Origin of the sequence: Komagataeibacter rhaeticus, assembly GCF_011611525.1 — a bacterium.
GTDB classification, from domain to species: Bacteria; Pseudomonadota; Alphaproteobacteria; order Acetobacterales; family Acetobacteraceae; genus Komagataeibacter; species Komagataeibacter rhaeticus.
Map to the genome: position 1 here is coordinate 3,231,963 of NZ_CP050139.1, position 21,447 is coordinate 3,253,409.

The 21,447-nt window shown below is 59.8% G+C and carries 19 protein-coding genes and 1 pseudogene; 11 read left to right on the forward strand and 9 right to left on the reverse strand.

What is annotated here, in order from left to right; translation table 11 throughout:
- Nucleotides 1-6: 6 nt before the first annotated feature.
- Complete coding sequence (dhaL, locus tag GWK63_RS14835; protein ID WP_050800706.1) at nucleotides 7-1,779, reverse strand: dihydroxyacetone kinase subunit DhaL; 1,773 nt, start codon at nucleotides 1,777-1,779, stop codon at nucleotides 7-9.
- A gap of 334 nt (nucleotides 1,780-2,113) precedes the next feature.
- Here dhaL and rpiB point away from each other — a divergent pair, with 334 nt between their 5' ends.
- From rpiB to GWK63_RS14850, 3 genes are all read left to right on the forward strand, one after another.
- Nucleotides 2,114-2,566, forward strand: coding sequence for a ribose 5-phosphate isomerase B (rpiB, locus tag GWK63_RS14840; RefSeq protein WP_007398722.1), 453 nt, complete (start codon nucleotides 2,114-2,116; stop codon nucleotides 2,564-2,566).
- A gap of 196 nt (nucleotides 2,567-2,762) precedes the next feature.
- Nucleotides 2,763-3,623: a sugar-binding transcriptional regulator gene (locus tag GWK63_RS14845; protein WP_007398720.1), complete on the forward strand. Its 861-nt coding sequence runs from the start codon at nucleotides 2,763-2,765 to the stop codon at nucleotides 3,621-3,623.
- A 278-nt stretch (nucleotides 3,624-3,901) separates the two neighbouring features.
- A complete protein-coding gene (locus GWK63_RS14850) occupies nucleotides 3,902-4,831 on the forward strand; it encodes a DMT family transporter (RefSeq protein ID WP_007398718.1) in 930 nt (309 codons plus the stop codon).
- Between the two features lie 38 nt (nucleotides 4,832-4,869).
- On the opposite strand, the gene GWK63_RS14855 is transcribed toward GWK63_RS14850, so the two are convergent.
- Both GWK63_RS14855 and GWK63_RS14860 read right to left on the reverse strand, forming a co-directional pair.
- On the reverse strand, nucleotides 4,870-5,229 hold the full coding sequence (locus tag GWK63_RS14855; protein WP_007398717.1) for a (2Fe-2S)-binding protein: 360 nt from the start codon (nucleotides 5,227-5,229) through the stop codon (nucleotides 4,870-4,872).
- A gap of 163 nt (nucleotides 5,230-5,392) precedes the next feature.
- Nucleotides 5,393-6,709, reverse strand: a complete 1,317-nt coding sequence (locus GWK63_RS14860) for a uracil-xanthine permease family protein (RefSeq protein WP_050800704.1) — start codon at nucleotides 6,707-6,709, stop codon at nucleotides 5,393-5,395.
- 178 nt (nucleotides 6,710-6,887) lie between these two features.
- Between GWK63_RS14860 and GWK63_RS14865 the strand changes: the two genes are divergently transcribed.
- Together GWK63_RS14865 and GWK63_RS14870 are read left to right on the forward strand one after the other, a co-directional pair.
- Nucleotides 6,888-7,529 carry a helix-turn-helix transcriptional regulator gene (locus GWK63_RS14865; protein WP_007398715.1) on the forward strand — a complete coding sequence of 214 codons (642 nt, stop codon included), beginning with the start codon at nucleotides 6,888-6,890 and terminating at the stop codon, nucleotides 7,527-7,529.
- On the forward strand, nucleotides 7,526-10,672 hold the full coding sequence (locus tag GWK63_RS14870) for a molybdopterin cofactor-binding domain-containing protein (RefSeq protein ID WP_007398714.1): 3,147 nt from the start codon (nucleotides 7,526-7,528) through the stop codon (nucleotides 10,670-10,672). The genes GWK63_RS14865 and GWK63_RS14870 overlap by 4 nt, the downstream gene beginning before the upstream one ends.
- 93 nt (nucleotides 10,673-10,765) lie before the next feature.
- On the opposite strand, the gene GWK63_RS14875 is transcribed toward GWK63_RS14870, so the two are convergent.
- Nucleotides 10,766-11,977: an MFS transporter gene (locus GWK63_RS14875; RefSeq protein WP_039999132.1), complete on the reverse strand. Its 1,212-nt coding sequence runs from the start codon at nucleotides 11,975-11,977 to the stop codon at nucleotides 10,766-10,768.
- Between the two features lie 215 nt (nucleotides 11,978-12,192).
- Here GWK63_RS14875 and GWK63_RS14880 point away from each other — a divergent pair, with 215 nt between their 5' ends.
- The 4 genes from GWK63_RS14880 to GWK63_RS14895 all read left to right on the forward strand — a co-directional run bounded on the left by GWK63_RS14880 (nucleotide 12,193) and on the right by GWK63_RS14895 (nucleotide 15,128).
- Entirely contained in the window at nucleotides 12,193-12,834 is a 642-nt protein-coding gene (locus GWK63_RS14880; protein WP_039999057.1) for a TetR/AcrR family transcriptional regulator, read from the forward strand.
- Between the two features lie 159 nt (nucleotides 12,835-12,993).
- Entirely contained in the window at nucleotides 12,994-13,755 is a 762-nt protein-coding gene (locus GWK63_RS14885; protein ID WP_007398711.1) for an SDR family NAD(P)-dependent oxidoreductase, read from the forward strand.
- Nucleotides 13,756-13,784: 29 nt separating this feature from the next.
- Nucleotides 13,785-14,225, forward strand: coding sequence for an SRPBCC family protein (locus GWK63_RS14890; protein WP_039999130.1), 441 nt, complete (start codon nucleotides 13,785-13,787; stop codon nucleotides 14,223-14,225).
- 249 nt (nucleotides 14,226-14,474) lie between these two features.
- Nucleotides 14,475-15,128: an SOS response-associated peptidase gene (locus GWK63_RS14895; protein ID WP_007398708.1), complete on the forward strand. Its 654-nt coding sequence runs from the start codon at nucleotides 14,475-14,477 to the stop codon at nucleotides 15,126-15,128.
- A 28-nt stretch (nucleotides 15,129-15,156) separates the two neighbouring features.
- On the opposite strand, the gene GWK63_RS14900 is transcribed toward GWK63_RS14895, so the two are convergent.
- Nucleotides 15,157-15,975 (reverse strand): mechanosensitive ion channel family protein, encoded by an 819-nt coding sequence (locus tag GWK63_RS14900; RefSeq protein WP_172459685.1) that lies wholly within the window; start codon nucleotides 15,973-15,975, stop codon nucleotides 15,157-15,159.
- 209 nt (nucleotides 15,976-16,184) lie between these two features.
- Nucleotides 16,185-17,225, reverse strand: a complete 1,041-nt coding sequence (locus GWK63_RS14905; RefSeq protein ID WP_007398705.1) for a MucR family transcriptional regulator — start codon at nucleotides 17,223-17,225, stop codon at nucleotides 16,185-16,187.
- A 357-nt stretch (nucleotides 17,226-17,582) separates the two neighbouring features.
- Here GWK63_RS14905 and GWK63_RS14910 point away from each other — a divergent pair, with 357 nt between their 5' ends.
- Both GWK63_RS14910 and GWK63_RS17545 read left to right on the forward strand, forming a co-directional pair.
- Entirely contained in the window at nucleotides 17,583-18,068 is a 486-nt protein-coding gene (locus GWK63_RS14910; protein WP_139064292.1) for a hypothetical protein, read from the forward strand.
- Between the two features lie 223 nt (nucleotides 18,069-18,291).
- A pseudogene (locus tag GWK63_RS17545) lies at nucleotides 18,292-18,555 on the forward strand (transposase); the annotation flags it as partial.
- A 140-nt stretch (nucleotides 18,556-18,695) separates the two neighbouring features.
- Here GWK63_RS17545 and GWK63_RS14920 read toward each other — a convergent pair.
- The 3 genes from GWK63_RS14920 to GWK63_RS14930 form a co-directional block, all read right to left on the reverse strand.
- The gene (locus tag GWK63_RS14920; protein ID WP_007398871.1) at nucleotides 18,696-18,878 is read right to left on the reverse strand and encodes a hypothetical protein; all 183 of its coding nucleotides are present in this window, start codon (nucleotides 18,876-18,878) and stop codon (nucleotides 18,696-18,698) included.
- A gap of 167 nt (nucleotides 18,879-19,045) precedes the next feature.
- Complete coding sequence (locus GWK63_RS14925) at nucleotides 19,046-19,495, reverse strand: type II toxin-antitoxin system VapC family toxin (RefSeq protein WP_007398870.1); 450 nt, start codon at nucleotides 19,493-19,495, stop codon at nucleotides 19,046-19,048.
- A 1-nt stretch (nucleotide 19,496) separates the two neighbouring features.
- Nucleotides 19,497-19,733, reverse strand: a complete 237-nt coding sequence (locus GWK63_RS14930; RefSeq protein ID WP_007398869.1) for a type II toxin-antitoxin system Phd/YefM family antitoxin — start codon at nucleotides 19,731-19,733, stop codon at nucleotides 19,497-19,499.
- Nucleotides 19,734-21,447 lie beyond the last annotated feature (1,714 nt).

Genomic DNA, 21,447 nt, shown 5'->3' on the forward strand with positions numbered 1-21,447 from the left:
GGGCATTCAGGCTTCGGCAATGGCGGACAGGCTGGCCGCCATGGTCTGCAGGATCAGGCAGCATGACGTGGCCCCCGCATCCAGTACGCCGCGTGAGCGTTCACCCAGCCTGCTGGCCCTGCCGATGCGTGCCACAAGGTCGCGGGTTGAATCGCGCCCCTGCTCGGCCGCCACCGACATGGCGGCAAGTGCTGCCTTCAGTCCCTGCCCTTCCGCCGCGTGATAGGCCCTGACGGCGGGCACGAGCGTGTCCATCAGTGTCTTGTCACCCACATCGGCATTGCCCAGCGAACGGATGCCCGCTTCCGCCCCGTCCAGCATCAGGCCGAACAGGTGGGCGTCGATGTGGCTCACGCCTGCCAGCGGCTTTGCCAGCCCTTCGAAAAAACGCCCGTACAGCGGCCCCATCGAGCCGCCAATGCCGGCCATGAGCGAGTCCGAAAGTGCGCGCAGCCCGCCTTCCATCGTGGGTGGCGCATCGCCCAGCGCCTGCCCGCAGCGGGCAAAGCCCTTGGCCATGTTGATGCCGTGGTCGCCGTCACCAATCTTGCCGTCAATCTCGCTCAGCCAGTCGCGCGCGCCGACAATCGCGCTGACCAGCGCGGGCACGACCGCGCGCGTGCTTTCAAGCGCGATACCCGATGTCGGGATGTAGCGTTCCGTCTCAGCCAGTGCCCCGTGCGCGCCCTGATCATGCGCCGTGGCCGCCGGGGCCGCCGTGACCGGGCTTTCGGGGGCACTGCCCACCCGCGTCAGGCCGATGGCATGGGCCGGGTGGGACATCAGCCGGTCCAATTCCGCATCCAGCTTCATCACCGTCAGCGTCACCCCCTTCATGTCCAGCGAGGTAAACAGGTTGCCGACGAAGTTGTGGCGGATGGTGATGCCGCGTTCATGCATGATGTCGGCAATATCGGCAAACAGCACGTAAAGTTCGATGACCGGCGTGGCGCCAAGGCCGGACACCAGCACCGTTACCTCATCCCCCGCCCCGAATGGCAGGTCGGGCAGGATGTGGTCACACATCATCCGCGCGATGTCACGCGATGATCCCAGCCTGCTGATCGCCACCCCCGGTTCCCCATGATGGCCGATGCCGACTTCCATCGTCCCGGCCTCGATCATGAAATTGGGGTGGCCATTGGCGACAATGGTGCACGGGGAAAGGCCGACGCCGATCGAGCGCGTGTTGTCGATCGCCTTGCGGGCGGTAGCCAGCACCTCTTCCAGCGAAGCCCCTTCCTCCGCACGGGCGCCGGCGGCCTTCCACATCAGGATCTCCCCCGCGACACCCCGCCTGCGGGCCGCGTCATCCTTCGGGGCGGAGGCCACGTCGTCATTGGCGACCACCGTGCCCACGGCAATCCCCTCACGCGTTGCGTCATCCACGGCCAGGCGGACATTCATGGTATCGCCCGCGTAATTGCCGAACAGGCAGGCGACCCCCGCGCCGTTATCCGCTTCACGCATGGCGTCAAGGAAGCTGGCCGCCGTGGGGGAGGAAAAAATCTCCCCCACGGCGACCGCATCCAGCATGCCCTTGCCCACATATCCCAGGAACGCCGGTTCGTGGCCGGAGCCGCCGCCGGTAATCACGCCAACCTTGCGTGTGGCACCTTTATGCGCACGGCGCAGGACCCGCGGGTTTTTCGTGCCCGTCAGGATATCGGGATGCGCCAGCAGGTAGCCACGGATTCCATCTTCGACGATCTGGTCGGGATCGTTGAAGATACGGTCCAGCGGGCGCGCGGCGCGCAGGTGAATGTCGATGGTATTCATGGAATTTTCCCGTCTTTCCTCGTGCGACATTGGGCCGCCTTGTTGTTTTTAGTCCAGCTCCCGGAACTTTTGTAACTTGTCCGGAACACATGTTTACGCGGAATCGTAGAACAGCAGCATCTCACATATGCTCTGACCCCCTTAACGCACATATTTCCGGCGCTTTCACATCACTATAACGTGATAATGGCAGATATATCCGGTTTACAAAGGTTATTATAATTGTCTTTTGTGCTGACTAGTTATCGTTTGTGCAGCGCACAATAAAAAGACCTGACGGCAGGACCCTCCCCGGGCGGCTTTCGCTCCCGGCTAACGGCATAAAAGGATAAACATGATGGACATCGCCATTGGCTGCGATGAAGCAGCATTCACCCTGAAGGAAACAATCCGTGACTTCCTGGAGGCGGAAGGCCACACCGTGACCGATTACGGCACCTATGACGGCGCGCCGGTACTCTATCCCGATATTGCCGTGACCGTGGCCGAAGCCATCAAGGCCGGAAAACACGAACGCGGCATCCTGCTGTGCGGGACGGGAATCGGCGTTGCCATCAGCGCCAACAAGGTCCATGGCATCCGCGCGGCCCAGACACACGACACCTATTCCGCCGAGCGGGCGATGAAGAGCAACAACGCCCAGATCATTACACTCGGGTCGCGCGTGATCGGTCCCGAACTTGCAAAAACGATTGTGAAAGCGTACCTGTCATCGCAGTTTTCCGGTGGTCCATCGGCTGAAAAGATCAGTCGTATCGCCTATTACGAGGAGCGCCTCCCTGTCTGACACGCCTCGCAAAGCACCCCGCACGGCATCGTCCGAACGCCCCCGGCAGCGCGCGGGATCGCGCGATGCCGGGCACCCCGCGCCCGATGCCAAAGCCGGCGGGCGCACGGAAGTCACACTGGATCAGGTAACTGAGATCGCGGCCCTCTATTACCTTGAACAGGTCACACAGGAAGAACTGTCCAGGCGGTTTTCCATGTCGCGTCCCACCATCAGCAAGCTGCTCAAGCGTGCGCGGGAGGAAGGGATCGTCGATATCCGGGTACGCGCCCGCCCCGCCGCTGCCGCCGCACTGGAAAAAGAGTTCCAGCACCGCTTTGGCATTGCCCGGCTGCTGACGGCGGTGGACCAGCGCGATCAGGACGCCCAGCGTGACAGCGTGGCGGCCATCGTTGCCATGCATCTTGACAGCATCCTTCAGGACGAGATGATCATCGCCGTGGGCATGGGCCGCAACATCGCGGCCATCGCCAGCCATATCGGCGCGCCCGTGACCCGGACCATTACCTTTGTCTCGGCCATCGGCGGGTCGATGCGTGCGGGCGAGCATATGAGTTCGGATCATATCTGCCGTCGCCTGGCCGCGCGCTTTGGTGGCGAGAGCGAGACACTGTATGCCCCCGCCCTTGTGGCCGATGCGCAGATGCGTCGCGCGCTCATGGCCAATGATGTGGTGCAGCATACGCTCAACCGGGCACGTCGGGCCGATATCGCCCTGATCGGCATTGGCGATGTCAACGAGGACAGCAACATGGTGCGCATGGGCTGGTTTTCGCCAGCCGAGGTCGCGGCCTCGAAACTGGCGGGCGCGATTGGCGACATGATGGGCTATGACTTCATCACCATCGCGGGCAAGGCGGCCGACGTGCCCATGCAGGGCCGTGTCATCGGGCTTTCGCTGGATGAGTTGCGGCGTATTCCCAATGTCATCGCCATTGCATCGGAAAGCACGAAAATCGTCGCCATCCTGGCCGCCCTGCGCACCGGCACCATTACCACGCTGGCTACCACCGAAGCCAATGCCCGCACCATCCTGGAACTGGATGCCACGGCATAGGTAAATGAAAGAAAGGATTTTGGGTGCCGCCTTTTGAACAGGGCAGCATCTTTCGAAGCTTTTTCGATCAAAAGCTTCACCAAAAACCTCTTTACGATCTACCACCCGTTACAGGGGCAGGCCCTGATTTTCGGGCGCAATCTGCTACCCGAAAAAAACGGGCGCGTCATATAAAATCCGGCGCTAAAAACGCATGACTGGATTTACCGACAAGCGCTGGTCTTTCCACCCCGGCATCCATATCTGCGCCTGAACAATTTTTTCGTGAGCAGTAGCGGATGAAGAATACCGGTCTTCCGGCGGGCATGATGCTGGCATTTGCGGCATACGCCTCGTTTTCGATCAGTGACGCCTATTCCAAGCTGCTGGCGGGACAGATCGACCCGTTTGAGGTGGCGTTTTCTGGCGGTGTCTTCGGCCTGCTGCTCATTCCCTTCATCCGGGGGAAGAACGAATCCTACCGTGACCTGTTCGTGATCCGGCAGCCCGTCATGTGGCTGGTGCGGGCGGCCGCGACCTTTGCCGCCACGGCGGCAAGTGTCGAGGCCTTCATGCTCCTGCCCATGCCGGAGGCCTTTTCGCTCATTTTCCTCATGCCGCTGTTCGTGACCATCCTGTCGGTCGTGCTGCTGCGTGAAAAGGTTTCCACGCTGGGGTGGCTGTCGGTCATCGTGGGTTTTATCGGCGTGCTGATCGTGCTGCGGCCCGGCCTGCGCGCGCTCCATTTCGGGCATCTGTGTGCGCTGATCTCGGCGGTTGCCAATGCCGTGGGGGTCATTGCCTACCGGATGTCGGGGCGCAACACGCCGCGCCTGTCCATGTTCGGTTCCAGCCTGTGCGGTCCGCTGGTGGGTAACGGCATCCTGATGGTGGCCCATGCAGGCTGGCCGCAGGGGGCCACAGTCTGGATGTTCCTGTTCGGCTACGGTTTCCTTGCCGCGCTGGGGCAGCTGCTTATGATGATGGCCGCGACCCGGGCTACGGCCAGCGCGATTGCCCTGCCGCAGTACAGCCAGATGCTGTGGGCCGTGGCCTTCAGTTTCTATGTCTTTCACGAACCGCTGGATGAATGGACCTTTGCGGGTATTGCGGTAATTATCGCGTCGGGCCTGTTCAAATGGGCCTGTCCCCGTGTTGCGGCCAGGATCGCGGCCATAAGGCGGCAGAGAGTTGTCCAGTCGCCATGTGGTCCATATCCGCTCGCCTAGGGCGTAATAAGCCTGTGGCGGGCCTGCAGCCCGTTTTATCAATTTTCATTTCTGCCGCCATCGGCCATTCTGGATTTTTCCAGGCGGAATACCGTCCGTTCCACCGCATGGACAATGGAGCGGTATCCGGTGCACCGACAGATATTTCCCGTCAGCACATGGGGAATATCACTGATCTGGGGATTGTCACCGAGAAGAAACGGTAATACCGCCATCATAAATCCGGGCGCGCAATATCCGCACTGAAACGCGGTATGTGTAATCATCTCTTCCTGAAGTATCCGGCCTTCCGGGTAATGGCTGATCCCCTCCAGCGTCACGATCTCCGCATGTCTGCCTTCAAGGCGCCACATGCGGATCAGGCAGGCGTTCACCGCTTCTCCATTCAGTACGACCATGCAGCCCCCGCATCGTCCGACCCTGCAGGCGGGACGGCATGACGTGGCGTTGCACTGCTCACGTAGAAAATCCACAAGTGACATGTCCGGATCACGCGCGTCTGGCACGGGAACACCGTTTACCCGGATTGTCATCGTGCCCCCGGGATTGTGTCGACCGGCTTCATATCCTGTCTCCGCCCCGGAACACGGACTGTACAACCAGGCATGTCACGCCGCACAGGACTGTGCCGTTTGTTGCAAAAAGCTGCACCGACGGGGGCAGCGTCGCAAACAGATCCGGCCGGATTACGGGCAGGAGACTGACGCCCAGCCCGACTGCCAACGTAATCGCATTCCCGTCCCGCCGCAGATCAACCGTCTGGATCTGCTGGATTCCTGCGACGCTGATCATCCCGAACATGAAAAATGAAGCGCCCCCCAGAACCGGCAACGGCACACAGGAGATCAGCGCACCCAGCTTCGGGCAGGCCCCCAGCACGATCAGCAGCACGCCCGCGGCCGCCACGACAAATCGGCTGGCCACACCGGATAGCAGGATCAGTCCGGTATTCTGTGAAAATGTTGTATAGGGCGCCCCGCAGAATATGCCGCCGATCATCGTCGACAGCCCATCCGCCCTGAAGGCATTGACAAGCCGCCCGTGCGAATTGGGAAGATCCAGCGCTTTTGTCAGGATCAGGCAGTTTCCCGTCGTCTCGACAAGGGTGACCGACATCGTCAGCACCATGACCAGAACCGGCGCCAGATGGAAACGCGGCAATCCGAAATGGAATGGCTGGATCCACCCCACCCATGCGGCATGGTACAGTGGTGTCCAGTCAGCATGACCCGACAGGCCCAGCAGAAGGGTCATGACAGCAATCCCGGCCAGTATCGCTGCCGAACGCAGGTATCCCGGCAGGAAACGCTGAAAGAGCAGGATCAGGGCAGCGGTGCCGACCGCAACGGCGGTGGATGACCCGGTTCCCATCCCGTCTCCGCCGGCAATGCTCCAGTTCACGGATACCGGGATCAGTGAAAGGCCGATCGACAACACCACCATGCTGATTACGATCGGTGTGAACGCACGTAGCGCCCATCCGGCCACGGGCGCTGCCACAAGGGTAATCAGGCCGGCAGCGATTGCCGCACCGAATGCTGCCGGAAGGCCGTAATTCTGACTGATGGTCAGCAGGGGCGGCAGGCATACGAAAGATGTTGCCTGAATGGCCGGCAGGCGGGAGCCGATATGGGGCAGCCCCAGCACCTGTATCAGGGTTGCGATCCCGGACGTCGCCAGACTGGCACAGACCAGTATCGATGTGTCCGCTGCGGAAAAATGCAGTGCCGTCGCAAGAATCAGGGGAACGGCAACCGCCCCGGCATACAGCACCATTACATGCTGGAGCGCGTAGATGAACAGACGAAGCGGCGATGGCACATCATCAATCCCGCATACCCATACAGAAGACGCCACTCCCGTCGCTCCGTCACGCATCCGCCACATCTCCCTCGATGACCGGGATTCCGCTTGCCATTTCAGAAGAGATACCGAAACCATCAGCCGGAATAATATTCCAATACCGATGTTGTTTAATTATCAAAACGAAGATATGTCAAGGATGCATGCCCCATGCGCGGCATCAGGAATAATACGCCACCAAGGTCGACCCGGAATGCACCCGCTTCTCTCCCTGCTGAAACATCAGGGCGCCCGTTCCACCGCTGAACTGGGCCGTCTTCTTGGCACGTCCGCCGAAAACGCGCGCCGGCAGCTCAACCGTCTGGCCGCAGACGGTCTGGTCGCGCTGGAAGCGCGGGCCACGTCGCATCCCGGGCGTCCCCGGCATATCTGGTCCCTTACCCCGCTGGCCCACGCCCGTTTCCCCGATACCCATGCCGATTTCAGCATGCGTATGGTCCATGCCATCAGGCAGACATTTGGTGAAAATGCGCTCTCGCGTCTTATCGCCCTGCGTGAAGCCGAAGACAGGCAGCGCTACACCAACGCGCTTGCCGAAGCGACGACACCCGCCGTCCGTATCGGCCGCCTTGCCGAACTGCGCAGTCAGGAAGGCTATATGGCTGACTGGCATCGCAATCGGGACGGATCATTCGACCTGATTGAAAACCACTGTCCCATCTGCGCCGCGGCGGGAAGCTGCGTGGACATCTGCGCGGCGGAACTGGGTGTCTTTCAGTCCGTTCTTGGCGCCGCGACCATAAGGCGCACCGAGCATATCATCTGTGGTGACCGCCGTTGCGTCTACCGTATCACCGTGCCCGAAGACCGGGCCGGGACGGCAGGCCCGGCATGAAGCCCGTCGTACTGCGCCCCACCTCCCTCCCTGAAGCCGCCGGAGCCATGACTCGGCCGGGGGCCCGCCTGCTGGCAGGGGGAACCGCACTCGAGGTCGAGCGGGCTTCGGGCCTTCCCCGCCCCGAAATCCTCATTGATCTTTCCCGGATAACGGAGGCCGTGTTCAGAACGGTATCGGAACGGTGGATTGGCGCTGGCGTATCTCTGGCCACCATAGAAAATGCCACCATCCTGCCAGATATCCTGCGTGAAGCCGCGGCGGGCGTCGCGGCTCCCTCCATCCGTCGCCTTGCGACAATTGGCGGACAGGTGGGGGGAAAAACCGGGTGCGTCCTTCCCGCGCTCCTTGTCCTGGATGCCAGTGTCCTGATCCGGGACGGACATGGCAGCCACGGCCTGCCGCTCGCGCGCTGGCTTGCGGCGCCTTTCGGGATCATCGTGGGGATAGTCCTGCCGCCGCATGCCAGAACCGCTTCCGGCGGGTTCAGGAAAACAGGGCTGCGTCAGGCTTTTTCACCTTCCGCCATTACGGTATCCGCCTGTGTGGAACGCGGCTCCGGCCGCGTTTTCAAAAATCCCCGGCTGGCCGTTGGCGGGGGCCCCACGCCAGCCGCGCGGCTGCCGCATAGCGAAGCATGGCTTGCGCAACAGAAAACGGGCACGGTCAACTGGCGGCATTTCCGCCAGCAGGTGTTTCGTGAAATCCGTACCGTCGGTGACCTGAAACGCTCATCGGCGTGGCGGGCCTGCGTTGCAGCCAATACCCTTGCCACCATCCTTGGCGGGAGCCGTGCGCTTCCCTTCCACGCGGATGTAGCCAGGCATATTCCGTCGACGCTTTTTCCCCTTCCCGAGGAAAGGGAACTGACACGTGGCGCCAGTGCTGACCCGCGCCATCAACGCCCGGACATGCCTGCGAAAATTCGGGGGGACCTGCATTATCACACCGATCGTCGGTACACCGATGACGGCACGCCCATGCTGTCCGGTCGTATCCTGCGCGCAACCATTCCCCATGCCCGCATTGTTTCTGTTGATATTTCCGAAGCCGAGGCAATGCCCGGCGTCCACGCCGTCGTGACTGCCCGCGATATCAGGGGCGAAAACGCCTATGGCATTGTCATGCAGGATCAACCGGCCCTTGCGCATGACAGGGTCCGCCATGTGGGCGAGGCCATTGCCGCCGTCGCCGCGGATACCCCGGCACAGGCCGAGGCCGCGCTGGAAAAGATCCATGTCGTGCTGGAAGAACTGCCTGCCGTTACCGACCCGCAATACGCCCTGACGCCACAGGCCCTTGCTCTTCATGCAAACGGAAACCTATGTGCCCGCGCGACTCTTGCCCATGGTGATCCGGACCCGGTCTGGGCCCGCTGCGCCGCGATTGTCGAGGCCGAGTATACCACACCCCGCCAGATGCATGCCTATATGGAAACAGAAGGCGGATGGGCCAGACAGGGGGCGGACGGAGAACTGGAAGTTCACGTCGGTTCACAATACGGCCTGCGCGACCGGTTGCAGCTTGCGCGTATCCTTGACCGAGATCCTGCGCGCATCCGCGTCTTTTCCGGTCCTACCGGTGGTTCCTTTGGCGGCAAGGATGACCTGACGGTCCAGCCTGTGCTGTGTCTTCTGGCAATAAAATCCGGCCTTCCGGTCAGCATCCGCCTGGAGCGCCGGGAGTCCGTCATGGCTGGCCAGAAGAGCGCGCCCTTCGTCATTCGCATGCGGACGGGATGTGATGCCGCAGGTCATATCATTGCCCATGATGTCAGTCTGGTCGCGGATAGTGGTGCCTATGCCTCCCTTTCCCCGGCCGTGCTTGATACGGCCATCGAGCATGCGGGCGGCCCTTACCGCATTCCCAACCTGCGCGCGGATGGGCGCCTTGCCTATACCAATAACGGCACAACCGGTGCCTTTCGCGGTTTTGGCGCCAACCAGATCAACTTTGCCCTCGAATCCCAGATTGACCGGCTGGCGGCGAAACTGGGGCTTGATCCTGTCACGATCCGTGCGCGCAACCTGCGTCAGCCGGGGGATCCGGGCGCTTTCGGCCATGTGGTTGCCCCGTCGGAAAACGTTGCCGAAATGCTCAGGGCGGCATCCGCCAGCCCCCTGTGGGCGACACCACGTGGCCATCAGCCCGAATGCGGGGTTACGGCAGGTGTCGGCATGGCCCTGATCTATCAGGGCAATGGCCTGGGCTCGCTTCTACCCGACCCTGCTGCGGCGCGTCTGCGGCTTACGCCAGAGGGGAAGATCGAAGCTGCGGCCGACCTGGTTGAAATGGGGCAGGGCATTGTCGCCGTGCTGTGTTCTGTCACGGCCGAAGCCCTTGGCTGCGCACCGGAAGATGTCGTCCCCCGCGCCGGCGATACCGCCATCGGGCTGGATGCCGGCTCCACATCCGCTTCCCGTGGCTCCATTGCCGCCGTTCTGGGGCTGGAAGGGGCTGCCGGGACTTTCCATGGCCTGCTGGTTTCTGCCGCGGCATCCGTGCTCAATCTGCCCCCCGATACGCTTCGTGTCGGGCGCGGGGGTATTTACAACACGACCGGCAACAGCGCGCCCGTGCTCTCGCTGGCGGACCTTGCCGCCGCATGCCGGGATTCCCTGCCCGAAGCGACCTTCGATACCGCCATTCCATCAGCATCATGGAGCCGGGACAATGCCCGTTTCCTCTTCTGTGGCGGGGCAGTCGTCGCCCGTGTCGAGATATCCCTTGCCGATGGCCAGGTCCGTGTCACGGATACCGAACTTCATTCCGCGGCGGGGCCGGTTCTCAGCCCACCCGGTTATATGGGGCAGATGGAGGGGGCACTTCTTCAGGCTACCGGCTTCAGCCTGATGGAAAATACGCCCTTTGTTTCCGGTCATGTCATGACGCAGAATTTTGACAGCTATATGCTGCCGACCATCCGCGATATACCCGGGCGTGTCCGGATCTTCGCGTTTGAAAAACTGTCCCCTGACGATCCCGCCCGCTCGCGTGGGATTGGCGAGGTCGGCATGTCCTCCCTTGCCCCTGCCCTTGCCAATGCGGTTGCCGATGCCTGCGGCATCTGGCCGGAACACGCCCCCTTCCGGCCGGAAGTCCTGCTTAATGCCTGCGGCACCGGCCCCCGTGATCTGAACTGAAGGGCCTGTTTTTTGCAGGAGTGCCGTGGGCATACCCAGTTCCTGCCCGGCGGGGATGACACGGATGCTCCGGTGGGACTGCCGCGTGTAAACTTACCGGGCTTCCGTATGTCCATGATGAAGGCGATGACCCGCGCGAAATCCATGCGCGCGGGCCTGCCATGCCATGGTGAAGCCACCTGCCAGGATGACCAGCATGGCCCAGGGGAACGCCGCGGCACCGCCCGTATCCAGCAGTATCCCACCCAGAAAACCGCCGCCGGCGATGGCGCTGTTCCAGGCCACCACATTCATTGAAAGTGCCGCATCGGCCCCCTCTCCTGCCGCATCCGCCAGGGCCGTCTGCAGCAGCGTGGCAGCCCCCCCGAATGTCAGGCCCCACACGGTTACCCCTGCCCAGATAACGGCAGGATATGCCGCACCGATTGTGAAAACGCCGCAGACCGCCGCAAAGACGGCCAGACTGAGCAGTACGGAACGGCGCAGCGCATGGTCCACCAGCCGGCCGGTCAGCCCGATGCCCCCCAGTGCGGCGACGCCAAAAACCAGCAGCACGCGATCCGCCTGTCCGGTCAGCCCCGATGGCGCAAGGAATGGGACGATATATGTATAGAGAATATTGTGCGCGAGCATCCAGGCTATGACGACACCCAGAACGGGTTGAACCCCCGGTGTTGCCAGAACATGGCGCAATGGCACGCGCCGTGTAAGGGCCGTTCCCGGAAAATCGGGAACCGCAGCCAGCACCCAGCCAACCAGCACAACGGTAAAGGCTGACATTACGTCAAAGGCCAGCCGCCATCCCACCGTGGCCCCCAGCCAGGTAGCGGCCGGCACCCCAAGCGATAGCGCAATGGGCGTACCCACCATGGCAATGGCCAGTGCACGCCCCTGCTGCGCAGGCGTTACCATCCGCCGCGCATATCCCGCCAGCAATGCCCAGGCCAGACCGGCTGCCGCCCCTGCGCAGTAACGGGCCGCGAGTGTCAGCCAGTAGTCTGGTGAAAGCGCCGTGACGGAATTGAAGGCCAGAAAGCCGGTGATCGCCAGAAGCAGCACGGCACGCCGCCGCCACCGCTGGGTGGCCAGTGTGAGCGGGATGGCGGCACTGAGGGAGCCTACGGCATAGGCGGTTACCATCTGTCCCGCATAGGCGGCAGGCACATGCAGCCCCGCGCTGATTTCCGGCAGAAGGCCGGCCGGCAGCGTTTCCGTCATGATGCACAGGAAACCTGTCATCGCAAGCGCCAGAAGGCCGGCAACCGGCAGGCGGTCGTCCGACGGCGGGCATGGGCTTTCGGTCATCTGAAACTCACATAAATGGATCGACCAGTACAGATATATGGATGCGGAACATACGGCAACATATTTCCGGACCGAACGGTACGGGGCCTGTTTATCAAGGTTGCGCCCCATCGGGGTGGCGTGGACCATTAAGGGCGGTTTCAGCGCGTCATGCTGGCAATCCACTTCCGGACTGATTAGTATGGAAGCTTCCTCACATGGACGGAGACACATATATGGCCCGGACAGGACGACCCCGAGAGTTTGATCGGGACAAGGCGCTGGAGGCCGCGCTGACGCTGTTCTGGGCGCAGGGTTATGAGCCGACATCGCTGAACCAGCTCAAGGCCCGCATGGGGAATATCTCCCCTGCCAGCTTCTATGCCGCGTTCGGGTCCAAGGAAGCCCTGTTCCGCGAAGTCGTGCAGCGTTATCTGGAAACCTATGGTCAGGTCACGGCGCCGCTATGGGATGAAACGCTTGCCCCGCGCGATGCCATCGAACAGACATTGCGACGCTCCGCCCGCATGCAGACAGACCGTTCACATCCCTCCGGCTGCCTGATTGTACTGGGTGGGTGCAACTGCTCTCCTGAAAACCTGTCCGTGCAGGCCCTTCTGGCTACGGAGCGCGAGCGCAGCCGCAGGGGCATCAGGGCCTGTGTGGAGCGGGCCGTGGCATGTGGGGAACTGGCTGCGTTGCCCACTACCGAAACCCTGCCTGTCCTGTTCACGGCCTTTCTGCATGGAATGGCCTGTGAGGCCAGGGATGGTGACGGGGCGGCGACACTGGATGCAGCCGTTACGACGCTCATGCAGGTGTGGGACGGCCTTGCGGTGAAGCCGGGGCTGTTTTCCGCGGCTGACAGGCTGTCCTGACACCGGTAGCGGCGGAAATCCTGTCAGGTTATATGTATCGGTCGGTCTGTAATTCATTGACGGATTGCGCGGGCCTATTTATGTATCGAACGTTCTTTAAATCTGGCCGGCGTATCCCGCCTGCCTGTTCCTGACAAATGCCCGCAGGGGAAACCGGCCATGAACCAGAAATACGCAGCCCTTGTTACCGGCGCCAATCGCGGGATCGGTTACAGTATCGCAAAATACCTGATTGCGGCGGGCGTTGATGTGATCGGCACATATCATGCCAATGCCGCCGAGGCGAAGGCCGCCGAGGCAGCGCTTGGCACCGGCCGGGCAAAACTGCGCATGCTGCAACTGGATATTTCAGACCATGCCTCGTTTGCAGACTTTACGGCGCAGGTCGGCATGCTTCTGGATGACGGGCCTGCCGGGTCCGTCCTGAAATATGTTGTGCAGAATGCAGGGAACATCATTCACACCCGTTTTGATGCGGCAACCCCCGAACAACTCGACAACCAGTACACCATACATTTCAAGGGGCCGTATCTGCTGACCGTGGCCCTGCTGCCACTGATCTGTGATGGGGGGCATATTCTCAATGTCACCTCGGCGGCGACACGTTTTTACCTGCCTGATCACGGTCCCTATTCAGCCATGAAAGGGGCGACCGAAGTGATTTCACTCTATATGGCCAAGGAACTGGGCGAACGGCGTATTACCGTCAATGCCGTGGCGCCCGGCGCCGTTGCGTCTGATTTTGGCGGCGGGCTGGTGCGCGATAACGTTGCGGTCAACACAAGCCTGGCAGAGATCACGCCGCTGGGGCGGGTCGGGTTGCCGGATGATATTGGCGCTGCCGTTGCGGCACTTCTGTCCGAAAACATGCACTGGGTGAATGGTCAGCGGATCGAGGTGACTGGCGGCCAGTCGCTTTGATCAATTCCTGCGGCGATGGGGAAAATACGATGATGGATGTCATGGCCAGCAGCATTCTTGATGTGCCGGTTGCATCCGTATGGGCCTTCATCCGGGATTTCGGGTCCATCGGAAAGTGGCTGCCAGGGGTAAAAAGCTGCCGGATCGAAGGTGATGATCCAGGGGATCGGGTCGGTGCCATCCGATGCCTTGAGATGGACGATGCCGGCCTGATCCGCGAACAGCTTCTTGCCCTGTCCGATACGGATCATACGGTGGCATTTTCGATCATTGAATCACGCCTGCCAATCTGGAATTACCGTTCGGCCATCAGGCTGTTTCCCGTGACGGATGGCAATCGGACGTTCATCCGCTGGCAGGGACGCTTCGAGGCCGAGCCGGAGCACGCCCTGGCAATGCGGGCGCGCATGCCGGCCCTGATCTACCAGCCGGCATTCGACTGTCTGGCAGAAAGGCTTCGTGGCGAATGATCGTATCAGGTCCGGAGCCCTGCCCTCCGGCATGGAGCATGAACCGTCCTGCGATGGGCAGTGTGCCCGTGTTCTTGACAGAGCGACGTGCCGCTTGCAAGGCAGCCGGCGGCAGGGTGCTCCTGTCCGCCATATTGGTCCCCGTCCGGATTGCGGCGAGGTAGCGGAAAGGCGCCAGGCGGCGTGATGCCGTCCGCTGGATTATGCCCGGCCCCGGCCCCATATCTGGTTCTGTGAAAGGAAGGCGGCATGTGCAACCTCTATGCAATGACCAGCAGCCAGCAGGAGATCAGGGAAGCCGCCGGGGTCATGATTGACCGTACCGGCAATCTCGCGCCCCTGCCCGATATCTGGCCCAATACCATGGCGCCCATCGTGCGGAATGCACCGGATGGGCGGGAACTGGTCATGGCACGCTGGGGCATGCCGACCCCGCCGGGCTATCTGAAGGGGCACAGGGTGGATCGGGGCGTTACCAATATCCGCAATCCCGCCTCAGCATGGTGGGCGCGCTGGGAAGGCGTGGCGCATCGCTGCCTGGTGCCCCTCACGGCCTTTTCCGAACCGGAACGTCTGCCCGATGGAAAATCCCGGCCCGTCTGGTTTGCCCGCAAGGACGGAGAACCGCTGGCCTTTTTTGCCGGCATCTGGTGCCGGTGGACATCCGTGCGGAAGCTGGCGGATGGAGAGACGACGGATGACCTGTTCGGCTTCCTGACCACAACGGCCAACCGGGAAGTCGGGACCATCCATCCGCAGGCCATGCCGGTCATCCTGACCCGGCCGGATGAACTGGATCTGTGGATGCAGGCACCCCCGGATGCGGCGCTGCAACTGCAACGCCCGCTGCCGGATCGTGCCCTGGTGCGTATGGATGACAGGCAGGGGAAAGGACAGACCTGATCCACCCTTATCCGGTGCCTGGTTCCCGTCAGGCGGCGCTCCGTGCCGTGACCCCGAGACGATAGCCTTCCTTCTGGAGCACCTTGATTGAAGATTCGGAATATTTCGCAACCAGCGCGGACACATTGCCGGGCGCGCACCAGAATCCCAGCGTAACCTGAATATTGGCGGGCCTTGGCAGGAAGGAAACGGACGCCGCAGGGTCCTTGAGTACCAGTGCGTCATCTTTCGTAAGGTCAAGCAGCAGTGCGCGTGCCCTGTCCAGATCATCGTTGTAATCGATCAGCAGGCTGACCGAGCCGGCAAGCCGGTCTGACTCCGAACTGTTGATCACGATATTGTTCGATAATGTTCCATTAGGGACGTAAATGATCTCGTTATTGGCATCCAGCAGTACGGTGCGGAACATCTCGATCGATGTCACGGTTCCCGAACTGCCGCCTGCGGTAATGGTATCCCCTACCTTGAACGGACGGAACAGCAGGATCAGCACGCCGCCGGCAAAGTTGGCCAGACTGCCCTGCAACGCCATGCCGACCGCCAGACCCGCAGCGCCCAGGACCGCCACGAACGACGTTGTCGCGATGCCGACCATGGAGGCCACGCTGATCAGCAGCAGCGCCTTGAGGAACAGTCCGACCACACTCAGCAGGAATCCGCGCAGGGTTGGCTCTATATGGCTGGCCTCCATCATCCGGCCCATGGCCCGCGTTACGGCATTGACCAGTTTCCAGCCTACAAAAAGAACGATCAGGGCCAGCAAGAACTGGCCTGCATATCCCAGTATAAGGGGAAGTACTCCGTTCACCTGTTCCAGAATTGAGTGAATCTGCTTTTCCATGAGAATCCCTGCTGTGTCTTCCTGATGGACTGCGCGGTGGCATATGCCATCTACTTCGCATCATATCGTAAGGTGTTTTATGCTTTGTCACCACCGCATGGCCTTACAAGATAAATTCAGGGGCGATCTGGCACCTTCGGTGCGGGATGCCGCCCTCCGGCATCTCCACGCCGGATTCAGTCAATGGAGCCTGTCCATGCATCATCAGGCGTCGTTCAGTCCGATAACGAACGGCTCCGGTTCCCGGTCTTTTTTGCCATGCGCTTGCTGATGGACGCCCTGCGGGCGGAAGTGCTGGTGGGCGCTGCCGGTACAGGCGCTGCATCCGCAGTCCGGGCAGCGGGCCGGGCAACATCTTCAGGGATGGCCTGTGTCAGGAATTCGGCTTTTGGCTGCAGGCGGTTTTCAAATTCCTTTACCGTGATGACATCATATTCCAGCATTTCATTCAGTTCGTCATAGTTCTCGTAATAATCGCGCGGCTCCAGCCCTTTTTCTTCCATGAAGGCAAGATATGCGGGGTCATTCAGCATCTGTTCCTGCGCGAACAGGTCGGCAGGTGTCGCAAGGGATTCCTGTTCGGCCTGTTCCCGCTCCTCGTCCCTTGTATCCAGGTATTCCGGCGAATGGGCGCGGTACTTCATCCGTTCAAGAATGCTGCCATCCTTTCCCAGTTCTTCCCTTTCCCAGCGCTCGTAATCGATTTCACCAGAACCATCCATTTTCAGGAACCGCTGCCTGTAGGCGTGCTCCCGTTCTTGCTGTGCCTTCTGTTCCGCGGGCGTGCCTGCTTTTCGATAGCTTTTGCCCAGCCCCTTCATCTTTGCAATGAACCGGCGATGGAGGCTGTACGCAGGCGCAACCATCGGATAATCTTCCGGCAGGTTCCATTTCTTGCGGTAGTCATCTTCCGTCATGCCGAACATCCGCTGGATGTAGCGCTTGAGGACGCGCATGTGCCTGCCATCTTCCAGGCACACGATGTATTCAGGGAATACCGAGCGTTCAACCGGCACTGCGGGAACAGGCCCGGGTTCCGTGACCGTAGTGGCTTCCACCCTTCCCTGTCCGGCAGCCGGAGGGGGCACCTGCGCGGCGGGCGGCATGTCGGTACGTGGCGGCATGGTCATCGGCCCGCACAGGGACGCCCTGACCGACTGGATCAGCCCCGGCAGTTCATGTGGGGCCACCTGATTGATCTTGATATATTCACGAATGATATCCCCCGTGATTTCAATCAGTTTTGTTTCGTCCATGTCGCACCCTGTTCGTCTGCATGATGGTTGCGGAGCCGCGCATTGTCTGAATGATCATATTTAATAAAATCTTTATCAAAGTAAATGGTTTCCCTGCAATATATTAAAATTTCATGAATTTTATCTTTTTTCATCATGATGGATAAGGAAATATCCTGATCTGGTTCCGGATGGATAGGTAATACCCTGATTTCAGTGCGGTTTAATGGATTGATAGGTTTTCGGACTGAAACATATCAGCAAGATACATGACTGTGACCTTGACAATATGAAGTATTTTGTACATATAAGCTTCATGAATATCAGGCGCGCACCGTCCGGGTGATTTCAGAATCATAATGCAGTTTTTGTTCCTCTATGATGTCAATCAAAGGATTGGATAAAATGGCATTTGATTCTCAGGAAGTTTTCTTTTTCAATCATGTTTTTAGCAGCGACCGGATTGTCAGGCACAATCTTGAACATGAAAATCATGGGGATTCATCTGAAAATATCACGTATTTTTCAGGAATGATCAAGGAACATGAAGGCAGGTTTGAACGTATGTTCCGGCGGAAGATGACGCAGGACGACATGCGGGTTGCCATTGGCGTCCTTGGCCGCAAGGCATACAAGGTTTTCCAGGATTCCGGGAAGAACGAGCGGGCCGCCCTGTTCAACCTGCATGGCGCCGAACTGGATAAATTCAATCTTGCCATTCATGATCATGTCGGACGCATCGTAAGGGAACATCGCAGGACACATAAGATTGTCCGGCACGAATTCCAGGATAATTATGTCGGGCAGGAAACAAATACCGACATCGATGTCTCGTTCCTGGTGTGCGGAATACTCAGTGTCTGACCGAAAATGAGTTGAGTGATTTCAGTGGATTATGATTCATGGGTTTGCGATAACCTGATGAGATCAAGATGGCCTGGACTGAAATCACCCGCGCGCAGTATCGCCGGGACGACCTGGAGTATGCAAGCGACCTTCGCGATGCGGAGTGGGCGCTGATTGCGCCTTTGATGCCCGAGAAGAAACGACTGGGGAGACCACGACGTACGGATTTGCGCCGGGTCATGACGGCGGGTATGCCGGCGAGAAGTTGCGTGGTGCGCTGGCTGAACTCGGCCGATGGACGATCGAGATCGTCAAGCGTAGCGATCGGGCCGAAGGCTTCGTCGTCCTGCCCAAACGCTGGATCGTGGAGCGCAGCTTTGCATGGCTCGGACGCTGCCGTCGCCTCACGAAGGATGTCGAGGCAACAATCTCTTCATCCCACGCGTGGTTGATGATTGCCCATATCCGCAGAGTTCTGCGAAAAATCAATCAAACCGCTTTCTGATTCAGGCTCTTAAATCTTCCAGTATCTGCCATTTACTCAATTACATCCATAAAAATAAATTTTACACATATCTTTATACGACGATATTATTGTATGTGATTGTATTTCAATACTAAGTCTCAAAATTTTTTTGTTTTATTTTACAAAATGTTATTATCGTTTGCACTCCTATTCAGCCGTTGCTCGAACTCTTCGCGAGCGATCTGACGGCCCAGCGCGCTCGCCACGGCGAACACCAGTTCATCGAAGCGCGCTTTCGCGGCAGGATCGATCGGCCCGTTATCGTTGACTGGGACGATGCCGCCAGGTTCCGTCTGCGTCATGGTTGCGCCCTTTCCTCGCTGGAAAGGACAAACCTCAACGCCACGGCCACTTTAACGCAAGAACTCCTGCAACATACAGAAAAACCGTGCGTAGTATTAGAAGTATACGCAGCGTAGCCGTGACGTTTAAAAAGAAAACAAACGAAGAAAAGACGGTCCGATCACGTTTACGGGAGAGAGTCGCCCGGCAGTTCTTCAAAGGGATTGACCACCACGAGTCCAGACAACTGGAAGTGCCACACGTTCCGGGTCAGGACGGTCAGGCCATGAACGCGAGCCGTCGCGGCGATTGTCAGGTCGCCCATTTGTGGATCATGTCCACGCGCCCGGACCTGATCGGTCAGTATTCCCAGCGCCTGCGACACAGGCAGATCGACCGGCAATATCCGCCGTGCGTAGAGATGCACGAGCGTCGCCAGCCATTCCTCCAGTCGCCCGGCTTTCGCCTCGTGCCCTGCGCGTTTTACCTTCTCGATCCCGGCAACGATCTCCGCGACGGTAATCACGCTAAGGAACAGACGATCGCTGTTCGCATCCATCCAGTGGCGCAGTTCAGGGCTGACGACCTTTTTCGACGGGGCGGACTCTGAAATGACGTTCGTATCGAGCAGATACACGTCAGAACGCCACGTCCCGTAGCCCCTCGCCGCCCCGCTCTGTCTCAATCTCATCGGGAAGGGACATCAGCAGCCGCCCGAACGAGGGCACGGCGCTCAACCGGCGGTATTCCTCATAAGACAGTACGACCGCCGTAGGCTTGCCGTGGCGCGTAATGATCGACGGTTCTCCCTGCGTGGCGTGATCGATCACCGCTGACAGATTGGCCTTGGCGTCCCTGATCTGGATTTCCTGCATCGAAGCCTCCCGTGACTACAGTGGTCATATTAGCACGGTCATATCCCCCTCGCCAGAAAAACCATTGCATCAGGATGCATGGTGCCAACGGAGGACGCACTTTTCCTCCATTTCTGGACGATCACGGCACGCGGGCCTCTTTTCCACAGTGCCGCTCGAAAACCTCCCAACCCCATGTGCAGACAGAAAAAAATCCGGCCCGCGACGTCAGGAGTGCCGGATGCCTTTATCTTGCCTTCCTCATTCTTCCTCTTCTCGGCCTAGGCTTTCCAGATTCGATGCCCTTCGCAAGCTGGACACCCCCACTTACACGCAATCCTTTTTTGCCGGGACAACGCGATACTCCGCATCGCGAATAGAAGGCGTCGCCTACGCCGCCGCGTGTCCTGTGTTCTCCCTTTATGGGGCGCATTCAGCCAGTGCTCCGGCGTCCAATGGACGGCCTACGGCGCTCCCGCGCTGCGCTCGCCCGGAGCCAGATAAGACAGCGGAACCGGGCACCTTCATATAGCTCACGGCGCAGGAAGTAGAACGCAGAACCATCGTTTCCACGTGCCCAACCTCGCACATCGGAAGCACGCCGACCAAGCGGTAATCGTCACGTATTGAACGTGCAAAGACACGAGTGTTCATGCACCCGGAAAGCAAAACCCGTGCAGATTGACAGACAGAACAGACACACAATGAACGCACTTTCGAGAGTGAAAAACAACACCCTTCCTACATGGATTTTGCACGCCTACCGCCACATGGAACGCTGTTCAGGAGTCAGTTTTCCCGCATCCGACGAACACGAAAACGGGCAGAGAATCACGTGGTCTTTTGCATCCCCGAAGCGCCCCGATGCGCAGTTTTTCGGCCCGCGATCCGGTCGATTTCCGGCCAAAGCGTGAAAGAGCATAACCCATGAAAATTTCCGGAAGTCGACATTTGTTCATGAAGCAGTTAAACGCCAACCGATTGATTCAGTGTTAAGTGTTCGAATCCCACTTGCTCCGCCAAACACCGCCCAAATCGGCCAGCTATATCTTTAATTATCAAAGCGATATCGTTTTGAAGCGCGGTTGCCCTACGGCCAGGGCTCGCGCGCGCCTTACCAGTCAGCATATCCGTTGTTCGCTTGATCGCGGTTGTTCTGATCGTCAGGGTGGGCATTCATGATTTCGCCTCGTATTTTGGGAGGATAAGATCCCCTTTCGGAGGCTTGTCGTCGCTACCGCCAAAGCGCCGAAAGATGGACTGTGCGAATGCACTCGACAGGGTTTTCCCAACCGTCCGCAGCACCCCGATCCCGAGACGCGACTTTGGATGGACGAGGCGAATGAAACCGGGACGCACCGTTCGGCCGCTTGCAACAAAGGGCCGCATCAGCCTTTCATAGGACTCAAACGCCACCGCGTGCGCTGGCTGCTTGCTGAGTTCACCGGCGAGGATATAGGCTCCGATTAATGCGAGCGGTGTCCCCTGCACCGTGTAGGCCGAGCACACGGTAATGTCGCAGCCTCCGCAAAGGAGAGATACTCAGGCTTTGCGATGAGCGACCGGGCCGGGACGCTGACATAGTCCTGCAGGACGCCTTCCGTCATGGCCGGATCCCCCAGAAGAAGCAGATCCCGATAATTCACGCTGGCAGCCTGTATTTTCACCAGAACCTCGCCCGGAACAGGCGAAGGATCCGGCGCTTCATCCAGAACGGGACAGACGCCATTTTCGG